Annotated in this window: 11 protein-coding genes; 1 reads left to right on the forward strand and 10 read right to left on the reverse strand. The window is 69.5% G+C overall.

From position 1 onward, the window contains the following. Positions 1-9: 9 nt before the first annotated feature. The 5 genes from ACFYY8_RS01035 to rpmE all read right to left on the reverse strand — a co-directional run bounded on the left by ACFYY8_RS01035 (position 10) and on the right by rpmE (position 5,225). A complete protein-coding gene (locus ACFYY8_RS01035; RefSeq protein ID WP_390035851.1) occupies positions 10-2,073 on the reverse strand; it encodes a hypothetical protein in 2,064 nt (687 codons plus the stop codon). 107 nt (positions 2,074-2,180) lie between these two features. Then, complete coding sequence (locus ACFYY8_RS01040) at positions 2,181-2,960, reverse strand: L-threonylcarbamoyladenylate synthase (RefSeq protein WP_390035853.1); 780 nt, start codon at positions 2,958-2,960, stop codon at positions 2,181-2,183. Between the two features lie 21 nt (positions 2,961-2,981). Next, a complete protein-coding gene (gene prmC, locus ACFYY8_RS01045; protein ID WP_352009663.1) occupies positions 2,982-3,836 on the reverse strand; it encodes a peptide chain release factor N(5)-glutamine methyltransferase in 855 nt (284 codons plus the stop codon). Positions 3,837-3,845: 9 nt separating this feature from the next. After that, positions 3,846-4,898 (reverse strand): peptide chain release factor 1, encoded by a 1,053-nt coding sequence (gene prfA / locus ACFYY8_RS01050; protein ID WP_390035856.1) that lies wholly within the window; start codon positions 4,896-4,898, stop codon positions 3,846-3,848. A gap of 108 nt (positions 4,899-5,006) precedes the next feature. Next, the gene (rpmE, locus tag ACFYY8_RS01055; protein ID WP_012888391.1) at positions 5,007-5,225 is read right to left on the reverse strand and encodes a 50S ribosomal protein L31; all 219 of its coding nucleotides are present in this window, start codon (positions 5,223-5,225) and stop codon (positions 5,007-5,009) included. Positions 5,226-5,514: 289 nt separating this feature from the next. Between rpmE and ACFYY8_RS01060 the strand changes: the two genes are divergently transcribed. Continuing rightward, a complete protein-coding gene (locus ACFYY8_RS01060; RefSeq protein ID WP_390035859.1) occupies positions 5,515-6,654 on the forward strand; it encodes a hypothetical protein in 1,140 nt (379 codons plus the stop codon). Positions 6,655-6,795: 141 nt separating this feature from the next. Here the strand turns inward: ACFYY8_RS01060 and ACFYY8_RS01065 are convergent, their stop codons facing one another. From ACFYY8_RS01065 to thrC, 5 genes are all read right to left on the reverse strand, one after another. Continuing rightward, positions 6,796-7,440, reverse strand: coding sequence for a response regulator transcription factor (locus tag ACFYY8_RS01065; RefSeq protein WP_390036913.1), 645 nt, complete (start codon positions 7,438-7,440; stop codon positions 6,796-6,798). 11 nt (positions 7,441-7,451) lie between these two features. Further along, positions 7,452-8,753, reverse strand: a complete 1,302-nt coding sequence (locus ACFYY8_RS01070; protein ID WP_390035861.1) for a sensor histidine kinase — start codon at positions 8,751-8,753, stop codon at positions 7,452-7,454. A gap of 202 nt (positions 8,754-8,955) precedes the next feature. Further along, on the reverse strand, positions 8,956-11,004 hold the full coding sequence (rho, locus tag ACFYY8_RS01075; RefSeq protein WP_390035863.1) for a transcription termination factor Rho: 2,049 nt from the start codon (positions 11,002-11,004) through the stop codon (positions 8,956-8,958). 465 nt (positions 11,005-11,469) lie between these two features. Beyond that, on the reverse strand, positions 11,470-12,402 hold the full coding sequence (thrB, locus tag ACFYY8_RS01080; RefSeq protein ID WP_390035865.1) for a homoserine kinase: 933 nt from the start codon (positions 12,400-12,402) through the stop codon (positions 11,470-11,472). A gap of 181 nt (positions 12,403-12,583) precedes the next feature. Then, positions 12,584-13,642 (reverse strand): threonine synthase, encoded by a 1,059-nt coding sequence (gene thrC / locus ACFYY8_RS01085; protein WP_390036915.1) that lies wholly within the window; start codon positions 13,640-13,642, stop codon positions 12,584-12,586. Between the last annotated feature and the right edge of the window lie 150 nt (positions 13,643-13,792).

Here is a 13,792-nt window from a genome sequence, read left to right on the forward strand (position 1 = left end):
TCCTCACGTTCACTTCACCGCACCGGGACCGGACGGCGTGGACGGCCGTGACGGGTCCTCCCGCAGGACGGCCCCCCGCGAGTCACCCTGTCCGGCGCTCGTGGACTTCCACGTCCCTTCTTCCTCCCAGTCGTCACCGTAGAACCCGTCGGCCCCTCCCTTGCCGCCTGCCCCGTCGGCTTCCTTGGCCCACTGCGCGAGCACCCCGTCCTTCGGGTCCGCGGAGTGGGCCACCGGATGAACGGACCCGGTGTTGACGATCGTCTTGTGAGCGCCGTCGGAGGCCACGTGGGTCGCGGTGGGGTGCGTCCCGGTCGCCTGGGTACCCGCCGCGTGGGTGTTCACCGCGTGAGTACCCGTGGCATGGGTGCTCGTCGCTTGAGTTCCGGCCGCGTGGGTGCCCGTCTGCTCCGTCGTACCGCCGTCGTAGAAGGCGCCGACGGCCTGAGTGCTCGTGTTCTGGGGGGCGGGGTCGAGGGCCTGTTCGACGGTGTCGGGGATGGGCAGGGCCGGTTTGGCCGACGGCGACGCTTCGTACGGATCCGCCTTGCCCGCCTGGTGGGAGTCCGCACCACCGGGGCCATCGGGGCCATCGGGGCCACTGTGGAGACCGGGGTTGCCGTCGCCTCCCTGCGGAACGGAGCCCGCGTCTCCTGTCTGGAGGCCGGAGGTCTGCGGGGCCGTACCACCAGGGTCCGGGTTTCCGTCCGCCGCGTCGAGAAGCGGGACGTCCTCTATGTGGTCGAGCAGCGTGTTGACCTGCTCCGCGGTGGGCGATTCGAGGGGGATCTGCAGTACCTTCGCCCCGTCCACCTCCACGACCTTCGCCTTGCTTCCGCCGGCCTGGTCGACGTCGTCGGGATGGTCCTTCTGCGGGGTGTCGAGGATGTCGACCTTCCCGTCGCTCCTGGGCGAACGCTCGTCGCCCTTCGAACCGGCGTCGGGCTTGGCGTCCGAGGAGGAATCGTCCCCGGCGTCCTCGTAGGACCCATAGGGAGAGTCCCCGTCCCTCGGGGAACGCTCGTCACCCTTGGAACCGGCGTCAGGCTTGGCGTCCGAGGAGGAGTCACTCTCTCCCAAAGACCGCTCGTCGCTCTCCGAACCGACGTCCTCATAGGAACCGTAGGGGGAATCCCCACCCCTGGGAGACCGCTCGTCACCCTTGGAACCGGCATCGGGCTTGGCGTCCGAGTCCGTACGACCACCGGAAGAGGACGAATGCCCGTCTCCGGACGGACGTTCACCGCCCTTTGAAGGGTTGTCCGGCTTCGTGTCGGAACGCCCGTCTCCTGAAGGCGAACGCTCATCGCCCTTGGAACCCGCGTCGTGTTTGGCGTCGGGACCCGGATGCCCGTCCCTCGGCGAACGCTCGTCACCCTTGGAACCCGCGTCGTGCTTCGCGTCAGGTTTGGCGTCGTGCTTGGTGTCGGGGCCAGGATGCCCGTCCCTCGGGGAACGCTCGTCACCCTTGGAACCGGCGTCGGGCTTGGCGTCGGAGTCCGTACGACCACCGGAAGAGGACGAATGTCCCTCTCTGGGGGATCGCTCGTCCCCCTTGGAGCCCGCATCGGGCTTGGGGTCGGATTTGGTGTCGGAACCCGAATGCCCGTCCTTCGGTCCCGCGTCCGGCTTGTGCTTCTGGTCGTCGTCCGGCCGTACGGCGGGCTTGAGGTCCTCCGTCTTGGGGGCGGCCGGCTTCGCGTGATCCTTCGCGTCGGCGCCCTTGGCGTCCGTCTCCTTGGAGGCCTCGCCCCTGGCGTCCGCGACCCCGGACGTCTTCTCCTTGTGGTCTTCGGTCTTCTCACCGCTCGACACCGGTTGTCCCGCCGGGGAGCCGCCCTCCTGCTTGACCCTCTTCTCCAGGAGTTCGACCCGGGAGGAGACGTCTCGGACCATGATGTCGCATGACTCCGCGACCTGGACGGGGCGGTGTGTGGACTGCGCGGACAGCCCCGCGGCGCTCATCATGCGAGCGACCCGGCCCTCCGTCGTCCGCATGCGCTCCGCCGCCTGTCGGACCTCGGACAGCAGATCACGGACCAGCTTGGGGTCCATTCCGTCTAACTTGCCCATGGACGTCTCCCGGAAGTGTCGGCCACCTCAAGGTACCGGCGGGGCAGCCCGGCGTCACGATCATAATCAGACTGTATGGATCACGATATGGAGCGCGGATCCACCGTTCAGTCGCGGGAATCCGGCTTCGCGCCGGTCTCCTGCCTCGCCTCGGCCCCGGCTTCGGGCTTCGCCTCCGGCGCCGGGTCGGGCTTGGCCTCCGGCTTCGGTGCCGTGTCAGGTTCGAGGTCCGGTTCTGGGTCCCCGTCCGTGGCCACGTAGCCGACCACGCCGCGCAGCCGTCCCACCGGGATGGCGCCCCTGCGCAGCAGCCTGGGCACCGCCGTGGTCAGGTCGAGGATCGTGGAGGGAATGTTGTCCTCGGTCGGGCCGCCGTCGAGGTAGACCCCGACGGAGTCGCCCAGCTGCGCCTCGGCGTCGGCGGCCGTGGTCGCCGCGGGGGCTCCGGAGCGGTTGGCGCTGGAGACCGCGAGCGGACCGGTCTGCTTGAGGAGTTCGAGGGCCAGGGGGTGCTGCGGCATCCTGATGGCCACGGTGCCCTTGGTGTCGCCCAGGTCCCAGGAAAGCGACCGGTTGGCACGGCAGATCAGCGTGAGCGGGCCGGGCCAGAAGGCGTCGATGAGGTCCTGGCCGTACGGGCCGAGGCTGTCCACCAGGGCCGTGGCCGCGCGGACGGTTCCGACCAGCACCGGCGGGGGCATGTCGCGCCCGCGCCCCTTCGCCTCCAGCAGCTTCGTGACGGCCGGCGGGATGAAGGCGTCAACCCCGACCCCGTAGACGGTGTCGGTCGGGAAGACTATGAGCTCGTACTTCGGGATGGCTATTACCGCGTCGGCCAGCCCCATAGCCCGCTGATCAGGGTCTGAGCAGTCATAACGTCGACTCACGGCAAACCATCCTATTCTTGCCTACTCTTGGCCGAAACGGGCGGTAACGAAGCGGTCCCTGCGGGTCAGGTCTTGGCGGCTACGCACATCACGCCAGCCGTTGTCCTCGGGGAAGAGCAGATATACCGCGGTTCCCTGCTCGTCGGCGTGCTCGACGGCGACGAACCCGCCGGGGCGCAGCAGCCGCCTCGCGGTCCGCTCGACGGCCCTGACCTCGTCGAGGCCGTCGCTGCCCGAGCCGTACAGCGCGCGGCGCGGGTCGTAGTCACGCACTTCGGGATCCCTGGGGATCGCACCCGGCGGAATGTACGGCGGGTTGGAGATGACCAGGTCGACCTGCCCGTTGAGTTCGGGCAGCGCGTCGGCCAGGTCTTCGGGGTGCAGGTGGACCCGGCCCTGGCCGTGTTCGAGGATGTTGCGCTTGGCCCAGCGGTAGGCGTCGGGATCGACCTCGACGGCGTGCACGATGGCCAGCGCGATCTCCTGCGCGATGGACAGCGCGATGGCGCCGGAGCCCGTGCCGAGGTCGACGACCACCGGCGAGGCGACGTCCATCTCCCGCAGGCGCTCGATCGCCCATCCCGCGACGACCTCGGTCTCCGGGCGCGGGACGAACACCCCGGGCCCCACCTCGAGGGACAGGTAGCGGAAGTAGGCGCGGCCGGTGATGTGCTGGAGCGGCTCGCGGGCCTCACGCCGGGCGATGCCCTCCCAGAACAGCGCGTCGAAATCCGCGTCCGTCACGTTGTGCAGCTCGCTGCGCCGTACTCCGTGGACAAAGGCGGCGATCTCCTCGGCGTCCGTGCGTGGCGACGGCACACCTGCCTCGGCGAGCCGGGCGGTGGCGAGGGCGATCTCGTCCAGCAGAAAGGTCATGGGCGCGTTCTATGAGTGGTCTGCGAGCTTCTCCGCCATCTCGGCGTCGAGCAGGGACTGAATCACAGCCGTGAGGTCGCCGTCCAGCACCTGGTCGAGGTTGTAAGCCTTGAAGCCGACGCGGTGATCGGAGATGCGGTTCTCGGGGAAGTTGTAGGTGCGGATGCGCTCGGAGCGGTCGACGGTGCGGATCTGGGACTTGCGCTCGGCCATGGCGGCGGCGTTGGCCTCCTCCTCCGCGATGGCCTGGAGACGGGCGCGCAGGATGCGCATGGCCGACTCCTTGTTCTGCAGCTGGCTCTTCTCGTTCTGGCAGGAGGCGACGACACCGGTCGGGATGTGCGTGATCCGTACGGCGGAGTCGGTGGTGTTGACGCTCTGGCCGCCAGGGCCGCTGGAACGGTAGACGTCGATCCTGAGGTCGTTCGGGTCGACCTGGACGTCGACCTCCTCGGCCTCCGGGTAGACGAGGACGCCCGCGGCGCTGGTGTGGATGCGCCCCTGCGACTCGGTCACCGGCACCCGCTGGACCCGGTGCACACCGCCCTCGAACTTCAGCTTCGACCACACGCCGTCGTCGCCCCTGGCCTTGACCGCCACGGTGACGTCCTTGTATCCGCCCAGGTCGGAATGGGTGGCGTCGATCAGCTCGGTCTTCCAGCCGACCCGCTCCGCGTACCTGAGGTACATCCGCAGGAGGTCTCCGGCGAACAGCGCCGACTCCTCACCGCCCTCGCCCGCCTTGATCTCCATGATGATGTCCTTGTCATCGTTGGGATCACGCGGGATCAGCAGGTGCCTGAGCTTCTCCTCAAGCTCGGGGACACGAGCCTCGAGCTCCTTGGCCTCCTCGGCGAACGCCTCGTCCTCCGAGGCCAGCTCCCTGGCGGTCTCCAGGTCGTTGTGGACCCCCTGGAGCTCGCGGTAGGTGTTGACGATGGGAGTCAGCTCGGCGTAGCGCCTGCCGAACGTACGCGCCTGCGTGGGGTTGGCGTGCACGGTGGGATCGGCGAGCTTGAGTTCCAGCTCGGCGTACTCACTGAGCAGCTCGTCGAGATTCACCGTGCGTCCTCCTCGAAGTCCTGACGAAACCTGCCTCATCACCACGAACGCCGACCCGGGGTACTCCTCGCGGGCGAGGAGCGTTCCGGGCCGGCGTCGGGATGAGAGCTACTGGCCCGTGGTCTTCTTGCCGAAGCGCTTCTCGAAGCGCGCCACCCGGCCGCCGGTGTCCAGGATCTTCTGCTTGCCCGTGTAGAACGGGTGGCAGGCGGAGCACACGTCGGCGTGGATCGCGCCGGACTTCGCGGTGCTGCGGGTGGTGAAGGTGTTACCACAGGTGCAGGTCACCTCGGTGGTGACGTACTCCGGGTGAATGTCGGGCTTCATGTCCTTCGGTTCCTCTCCAATGCGCGGTCGCCGGGTCGCCACTGTCTTTCGCCTGTTCGAGGCTTACGCGCTGGGCACACCGAGGTGCGCGCGGGCGGGAACCGGAACCGCTGCGGTTCGGCTACCAGTGTGCCAGATGCTCCAACCATCCCAGGCCACGGGACATTCCCGGGGGCCATGATCGGGTTCGTGTGGACGGGTCCCATTCGTACCACTAGGCTCCGGTGCCCAAACCGTAACTTTTACCACTATCTTCACCCGAGTTAGGGGCCCAAAGATGAGGAACGGAATGCGGTTGCTTCTGGCGACCGCGACGGGGGCAGCCGTCTTCGCCAGCGGTACGGTCACAGCCCTCGCTTCCCAGTCCGCCCAGTCCAGCGCCCGTGCGGACACCCGCTGCGCCGGCTCCGCCGAGTTCTCCAAGGTGGAGTGGACCGAGGCGTTCGTCCCCCTCAAGGACAACAACGACGTCACCGTCACGGTCACCCTCAAGAACCCCTTCAAGAAGGGCGCCGACGGGAAGTGGACGAAGGACCAGGACAACAAGGCCGTACGGGACATCACCGCCCTCGGTGGGGAGATCGTCAAGACCGGGGCGACCACCGGTACGAAGGTTGACCTCGACCTTCCCGTCACCCCCACCATCACCGCGGACAACGAGCAGTCGGCCGCCCTCGGCGAGGCCAAGGTGACCGGTAAGTTCACCGTCACCAAGGACGACAAGGACGGCAAGTGGCTGCTCAAGCTCAACCCCGTCCGCGGTAGCGCGCAGCCGTGTGTCGAGGAGATCGCGGTCGGCCCGCAGCTCAAACTCGCGGGCGCCTCGGTGACCGACCCGGTCGTCGTCACCACGAACGACGACACCAAGGTCGCCGTCAAGGCCACCGTCCTCGGCGGCGCCACCTCGGTCTCCGCCCACCTCTACAGCAACGACGGCAACGACTCCGTCGACCTCAACCTCGACAAGGGCAACTCCGCCAACTCGTGGTACCAGGACACCTGGTTCGACAGTGACTTCAACACCGGCTCCTGGACCCTCGACGTAACCGTCACGCGCGGCAGCGAGAGCATCAAGTACGAGCGGGCCGACGTCTTCACCGTCCAGCTCAAGAAGGCCAAGAAGAAGAAGGCCAAGACCAAGATCTCCTTCGACGTCAACGCGAACAAGGTCCGCAAGGGCAAGACGGTCCGCTTCTACGGCGCCGCCTACCGGGGCAGCTCGGCCTACTCCGGCAAGGGCGTCGAGCTCTACTACCGCAAGAAGGGCTCCACCAAGTGGGTGTTCTTCGCCATCGCCAAGGCCAACCGCAGCGGTAAGTACAGCAAGGTCGTCAAGCCCAAGGCCGACGCCTACTGGCGCGCCGTGGTCACCGGCAACAGCACCACCTCCGGGTCCACCTCCGGTTACGAGTTCGTGGACGTCCGCTGACCACGAGCCTCACGTCACCTGTACCGCTCGCGTCCCCAACCCCGGGCGCAAGCCGTACAGAGGACTGACCGATCGACGAGGACCGGAAGCGCCCGGCGGCACGGACCGCCGGGCGCTTCGCCGTTCCCGGCCGGGAACACCTCACAACCCCAGATACGCCAGTACGGCCAGCACCCTGCGGTGGTCGCCGGGGGCGGGGTCGAGGCCGAGCTTGGTGAAGATGCCGGAGACGTGCTTCTCGACGGCCCCCGCCGTGACCGCCAGCCGGACGGCTATCGCCGAGTTCGAGCGGCCCTGCGCCATCAGGGCCAGGACCTCGCGCTCCCGTCCGCTCAGGGAGCCCAGCGGACCGCCCGTGTGGTGGCGGTCGAGGAGCCGGTCGATCACCTCGGGGTCGAGGACCGTCCCTCCTCCCGCGACCCGGCGTACGGCGTCGAGGAAGTCGGTCACGTCCGCGACCCGCTCCTTGAGCAGGTAGCCGAACGGTGCGGCGCCCCCACCGGCCAGTTCGGCCGCGTAACGCTCCTCGACGTACTGCGACAGCACCAGGACCGGCAGGGCGGGCCTCAGCGCGCGGGCTTCGAGGGCCGCGCGCAGCCCCTCGTCCCGATGGGTCGGCGGCATCCGAACGTCCACGATCGCCAGGTCGGGATCGTGCTCGGCGACCGCGGCCACCAGTGACGGGCCGTCGCCGACCGCCGCGACGGTCTCGATCCCGCCGTCATCGAGGAGCCTGGCCAGGCCCTCCCGGAGCAACACGGAGTCCTCGGCGATCACCACGCGCATGGTCCAAGTGTTCACCAGTCGCAGGGGAGTTCGGCGCGGATCACGGTCGGGCCGCCCGGTGGGCTGTCCACTCCGAGGACGCCGTCAACGGTCGCCGCCCGGTCCGCCAGGCCCGCCAGCCCTCCTCCCGGACGGGCGAGCGCGCCGCCGGAGCCGTTGTCGCGGACCTCGACGGACATCCGCCGGTCGCGCAGGCCGACCCGGACCGAGGCCTCGGTCGCCCCCGAGTGCTTGGCGATGTTGGTCAGCGCCTCGGCCACCACGAAGTAGGCGACGCTCTCCACGGCCGCCGGAGGACGTTCGGCCATCTCCACCGAAACGGCGACCCGCACGGGCGCCCTGGCCGCCAGCGCGGACAGGGCGGCGTCGAGGCCCCGGTCGGTGAGGATCGCCGGATGGATGCCCCGCGCCAGGTCGCGCAGTTCGGCGATGGCGGCCTTGGCCCCCTCGTGGGCCTGGGCGAGCAACCGCCTGGCGGTCTCCGGGTCACTGTCCAGTTTGACCTGGGCGCGCCCCAGATCCATGGCCACCGACAGCAGCCGCTGCTGGGCGCCGTCATGCAGGTCACGCTCGATCCTGCGCCGCTCGGCCTCGGCCGCGTCCGCGCCGCGTGCCCTGCTGGCGCGCAGCCGGACCGGGCCGGCGACCTTCTCTCCCGGGCCGAGCAGCGCCACGGCCAGCAGCCCGTGCAGCCGCGCCATCCCCCGCGTCGCGTACAGCGCCGCGACGAGCACCCCGAGCCCCGCCGGGACACACGCCAGCGCCCCGGCCGGGCCGTCGACCGTCAGCTCACCGACGATCCTCACCTCCGTCACCCCGTACAGCACCAGCGACGGCGTGACGAGCAGGGCGAGCGCCACGGCCCACAGGGCGGCCGAGACGACGAACTCCACCAGGCCGACCAGCGGTAACAGCAGCAGGTACAGCAGGTCCTTCCAGGTCGCGGGGTCGGCGAGCGCCCCTCCGCAGCGCAGCAGCGGGTTGCCGCCCCCGCCGGGCCGGTAGGGGTCGGGGATCCTGACGCCGAAGGCCAGCCCGACGAGACGGCGTTCGAGCATCGCCGCGCCACGCCAGGCCACCATGGTCAGCGCGAGCAGCGGCGCCCCGACCCAGGCGACCGCCAGGGTCAGCGAGAACGGGATCACCGAGACCAGCACGGCGAAACAGACCAGGCCGTGGAACACGCTCCCCAGGAGGTACGGCAGCGCCCGCCAGGTCATCGGGTCGACGAACATGCCCAGCGGGCCGTTGGGACCCAGCGGGACGCGCAGTCTCAGCGGTGTCCGCGCCGTGGGCGCCGTCCCGGCCGTCATGCGCGCCTCCCCACGCCCTGTCCCACTGTGTCTTTCAGTGCCCTTCGAGTGCCCTTCGAATGCCCTTCGAATGCCCTCGGTGCGCCCTCGATGTGCCTTCCCGAGGTATGGATATCCCGGGGAGACGGATCTCACAAGGGCCGGACAACGGCGAACGCCCCGGCCGTGGGGGCCGGGGCGTTCACCGTACGGGACGGGTGGGTCAGTCGCGGTCGGAGCTGACGGTCGTCGTCCTGACCTGGAGGAGGAACTCCGCGTTGGACTTGGTCTCCTTCATCTTCTCCAGGAGAAGCTCCAGAGCCTGCTGCATGTCCAGCGCGTGCAGCACACGACGCAGCTTCCAGATGATCTGGAGCTCGTCCTTGCCCAGGAGGATCTCCTCCTTGCGGGTGCCGGACGCGTCGACGTCGACCGCGGGGAAGATGCGCTTGTCCGCGAGCTGACGGTTGAGCTTGAGCTCCAGGTTTCCTGTGCCCTTGAACTCCTCGAAGATGACCTCGTCCATCTTGGAGCCGGTCTCGACCAGCGCCGTGGCGAGGATCGTCAGCGAGCCGCCGTTCTCGATGTTGCGGGCGGCACCGAAGAAGCGCTTCGGCGGGTAGAGCGCGGTCGAGTCGACACCACCGGACAGGATGCGTCCCGAGGCCGGGGCCGCCAGGTTGTAGGCGCGGCCGAGGCGGGTGATGGAGTCGAGGAGCACGACGACGTCGTGACCCAGCTCGACCAGGCGCTTGGCCCGCTCGATGGCGAGTTCGGCGACCGTGGTGTGGTCCTCAGCGGGACGGTCGAAGGTCGAGTGGATGACCTCGCCCTTCACCGACCGCTGCATGTCGGTGACCTCTTCCGGACGCTCGTCGACCAGGACGACCATCAGGTGGCACTCGGGGTTGTTCCTGGTGATCGCGTTGGCGATGGCCTGCAGGACCATGGTCTTGCCCGCCTTGGGCGGGGAGACGATGAGACCGCGCTGGCCCTTGCCGATCGGGGCGACCAGGTCGATGATCCTGGTGGTCAGGATGTTCGGCTCGGTCTCCAGGCGCAGCCGCTCCTGCGGATAGAGCGGGATGAGCTTGTTGAAGTCGGGCCGCTGCCGCGCCTGCTCCGGGTCCATGCCGTTGACGGTGTCGAGGCGGACGAGGGCGTTGAACTTCTCGCGGCGCTCGCCGTCGCGGGGCTGACGCACCGCGCCGGTGATGACGTCACCCTTGCGCAGGCCGTTGCGGCGGATCTGGGCGAGTGAGACGTAGACGTCGTTGGCGCCCGGCAGGTAGCCGCTGGTCCGCACGAAGGCGTAGTTGTCGAGGATGTCCAGGATGCCGGCGATCGGGATCAGGACGTCGTCGTCACCGACCACGGGCTCGTTGCTGTCGAAGCGGTCACGCCCACGGCGGTTGCGCTCCCTGAACCGGCCACGACGCCCGCGACGGTCGTCGTCGTCGCCCACACCGTGCTGGTCGTTGCGGTCCTGCGGGCCGCGGTTCTGCTGGTTCCTGTCGTTGCGGTCACCGCGGTCGTTCGACCGCTCACCCCGGTCGTTACCGCGGTCATTCGACCGCTCGCCGCGGTCGTTGCGGTCACCGCGGTCGTTCGACCGCTCCCCGCGGTTCTGACCCGCGTCGGCGGCGCGCTGGTCGGGACGGCCCTCGCCGCGCTCACGCCTGTCGTTGCCGCGCTCACCGCGCTCACCGCGGTCGCCGTTGCGCCGACGGTCGCCGCGCTCACGGCGGCTCTCGCCGCGCTCGGGGCGAGTCTCCGCCTGAACCGGCTCGGCCTGCTGCTCAACGACGGGAGCCGCGGCGGCGGGCTCGGCGGCGACGGGAGCGGGGGCCTGCTGGACGACGGGAGCGGGCTGCGCCTGCTCGACGACCGGCTCCGCGGCCACCGGGGCGGCGGCGCGGGAACGTTCCCTCCGGCTGCGGGCCGGACGCTCGGCGACCGGCTCGGCCACGGGGGCCGAAGCGGCGGCGGGAGCGGGAGCCGCAGAGGCCTCCTTGGCCGCGACGGGAGCCGGGGCGCTCTCTGTGGCTACGCCCTGCTTCTCCTGGATCGCCGCGATGAGTTGGCTCTTGCGCATCCGCCCGGTCCCGCTGATGCCGAGGCCGGACGCGATGGCCTGCAGCTCAGGCAGCACCATGGCGGACAGGCCGGTGCCGGAGCGACGGCGCGGCTTGGCCGCGGCGCGGGTGGGGGTGTCGCCGGCCGCCGGCGATGCACCGGCGGCGTCGGAGAGGAGTTCGGTGGTGTCGCTCACTAATGGGTCCTTCCCAGGGGTCGGGCGTGGCCATGATCAGCCAATCGTCCCGGTGGTGCGATCGACCCGGTGGGACAGACCGGGTCGGGTTGCACGTCGCGATCCTCGACGGCCCTTGGGGACCGCCGCCACTGTCGGGGAAGGGCACATCCATGCCGTCACCATCGAGATTCGCCGACGGTGGGGCTTGGAGGACACCCCCCGGATTGCTACCGGCAACCAGATGTCGAGGTAGTTCGAACGCGCATGTCCCCTCAAACGCCGCCTCTCGTTGCCCCAACCGAATGTGGAGCATTCGGAGGCGACGGATTCGGGGAGGCCACTGCGGCCCTCATGCCCCACGGTGTGGGAAATGAGACAGCGATGTGTGGCTGACAAGCACGCACCCAACAAGGGGGCACCTGGTGCGGCTACCAGCCTAACATCACCAGCGCACACAGCTATTCCCTGAAGGTCGAAGAGGTATCAGCGTGTCTCGGGAGAGACAACACGGGCACCGCGGGTTTCGACATCCAGTGGCTGGATGAGCCAATCCGTACCCACTTCCGGTGCGATCAAATCCTGCGTATCCACCGTGGAAAACGCAAGAATTGTGGGACCCGCTCCCGAGACCACGGCGGGGACCCCGATGCCGCGCAGACGTTGTACCAGATCCGCCGTGCGCGGCATCGCAGGCGCGCGGTAGTCCTGGTGCAGCCGGTCCTCGGTCGCGGCGAGCAGCAGCTCCCGCTCGGGCCTGACGGTCAGCGCCGCCACGAGAAGCGCGGCCCGCCCCGCGTTCGCGGACGCGTCCGCGTGCGGCACGCTCTCGGGAAGGAGTCCCCTCGCGACCTCCGTCGAGAGGCGTTGCCGGGGAACGATGGCCACGGGCCGGATGTCGGCGTGCGGAACCAGTTTCAGCATATGCGGCGTGTTCGACCGGTCCGTCCAGGCGACGGTCAGGCCGCCCGCCAGGCAGGGGGCCACGTTGTCGGGGTGCCCCTCGATCTCGGTGGCCAGGGCGAAGACGTCGTCGTCGCTGAGAGGGGACGTGCCCGCGAGCGCCCTGGCGGCCAGGACGCCCGCGCAGATCGCCGCGGAGGAGGAGCCCAGGCCCCGGGCGTGCGGAATGCGGTTGAGACAGTTCAGCCGGATGCCGTGCGGCTGCGGCAGGCCCATCCGCTCGAAGGTCGTGCGCATCGTCCTGACGATGAGGTGCCCCTCACCCTGGTCCAGCTCACCGGCTCCCTCTCCCGAGACGGCGATCTCCACCGTCCCGGTACGGGAACCGTCCGGGGTGAACAGACTCGCCTCGACCTCGTCGTAGAGGCCGAGGGCGAGTCCCAGGGTGTCGAACCCCGGCCCGAGGTTGGCCGATGTCGCCGGGACCCGGACGGTGACCTTGGTGCGTTCGGTCATCGAGAATCTGGGGCGCGAGCCCCTGGCGTGGCCATGGGCGTGGAAGGCCCCTCCTCCTATCTGCCTGCTGTCCGCCTGACGCGGGACGGTCTGCCTGATGCTTCGGGAGTGCGCGCGAAGAGCCGCGGCGGCGGGGCCGCCGCGGCACGCGGGTCGGAGAGGTGCCCTGCGGACGGACGGTTCAGGCGAGTTCCAGCGCCTGGGCCGCGGCGTGGGCGTCGACCGAGATCGTCAGCGGGGTCGGCGCCCCGGAGATCGCCCAGTCGGGGTCCTTGAGGCCGTTGCCGGTGACCGTGCAGACGATCCGCTGGCCGGGGTCGACCAGGCCCTGAGAGTGGGCCTGCAGCAGACCCGCGACGCTGGCGGCGGAGGCCAGCTCGACGAAGACGCCCTCCTCCTGGGCCAGCAGCTTGTAGGCGGCGGCGATCTGACGGTCGGTCACGGCCTGGATGACGCCGCCCGAGTCGTCACGGGCCGCCTCGGCGAGCTGCCAGGAGGCGGGGTTGCCGATGCGGATCGCGGTGGCGATCGTGTGCGGGTGGAGCACCGGGGCGCCGTTGACGATCGGCGCGGAGCCGCTGGCCTGGAAGCCGAACATGCGCGGGCTCCTGGTCGCGACGCCGTCCTTGGCGTATTCGGTGTAGCCCATCCAGTAGGCCGAGATGTTGCCCGCGTTGCCGACCGGGATGCAGTGGATGTCCGGGGCGTCGCCGAGGGCGTCCACGATCTCGAAGGCGGCGGTCTTCTGGCCCTGGAGCCGGAACGGGTTGACCGAGTTGACCAGCGCGATCGGGTAGCTCTCGGAGAGCTTCCTGGTCATGTCGAGACAGTCGTCGAAGGAGCCCTCGACCTGGATCAGCTTGGCCCCGTGGACGAGCGCCTGCGCCAGCTTGCCCATCGCGATCTTGCCGCGGGGCACGAGCACGGCGCAGGTCAGGCCCGCGCGGACGGCGTAGGCGGCGGCCGAGGCGCTGGTGTTGCCCGTCGAGGCGCAGATGACGGCCTTCGCGCCCTCCTCGACGGCCTTGCTGATGGCCATGGTCATGCCACGGTCCTTGAAGCTGCCGGTCGGGTTGGCACCCTCGACCTTGAGGTAGACGTCGCAGCCGGTCAGCGCCGAGACCCGGTGCGCCGGAACGAGCGGCGTGCCGCCCTCCAGCAGCGTGACGACGGGCGTCGCCGTGCTGACCGGAAGTCGGTCACGGTACTCCTCGATGAGGCCACGCCACGCCCTGCTCATCATTGCTCCTCCCGCGCGTTCCCAGCACGCGCGTTCTACCTGCGGTGTTAGGCAGCAAGTCTACGGGTAATGGGATCTGAACCGGGATCTGCCGTCCACCAACTGGACACCTCAAGCGTCTCCCCAGGAAACGCTCAGGAAGCGTGGGTA

This window comes from Streptosporangium sp. NPDC001559, assembly GCF_042893955.1.
Taxonomy (GTDB): domain Bacteria; phylum Actinomycetota; class Actinomycetes; order Streptosporangiales; family Streptosporangiaceae; genus Streptosporangium.

Coding starts and splice junctions, on each gene's coding strand:
- ACFYY8_RS01035 (WP_390035851.1), bottom strand. CDS start 2,073: ATGGGCAAGTTAGACGGAATGGACCCCAAGCTGGTCCGTGATCTGCTG.
- prmC (WP_352009663.1), bottom strand. CDS start 3,836: ATGACCTTTCTGCTGGACGAGATCGCCCTCGCCACCGCCCGGCTCGCC.
- rpmE (WP_012888391.1), bottom strand. CDS start 5,225: ATGAAGCCCGACATTCACCCGGAGTACGTCACCACCGAGGTGACCTGC.
- ACFYY8_RS01060 (WP_390035859.1), top strand. CDS start 5,515: ATGCGGTTGCTTCTGGCGACCGCGACGGGGGCAGCCGTCTTCGCCAGC.
- ACFYY8_RS01065 (WP_390036913.1), bottom strand. CDS start 7,440: ATGCGCGTGGTGATCGCCGAGGACTCCGTGTTGCTCCGGGAGGGCCTG.
- ACFYY8_RS01070 (WP_390035861.1), bottom strand. CDS start 8,753: ATGACGGCCGGGACGGCGCCCACGGCGCGGACACCGCTGAGACTGCGC.
- thrB (WP_390035865.1), bottom strand. CDS start 12,402: ATGACCGAACGCACCAAGGTCACCGTCCGGGTCCCGGCGACATCGGCC.
- thrC (WP_390036915.1), bottom strand. CDS start 13,642: ATGAGCAGGGCGTGGCGTGGCCTCATCGAGGAGTACCGTGACCGACTT.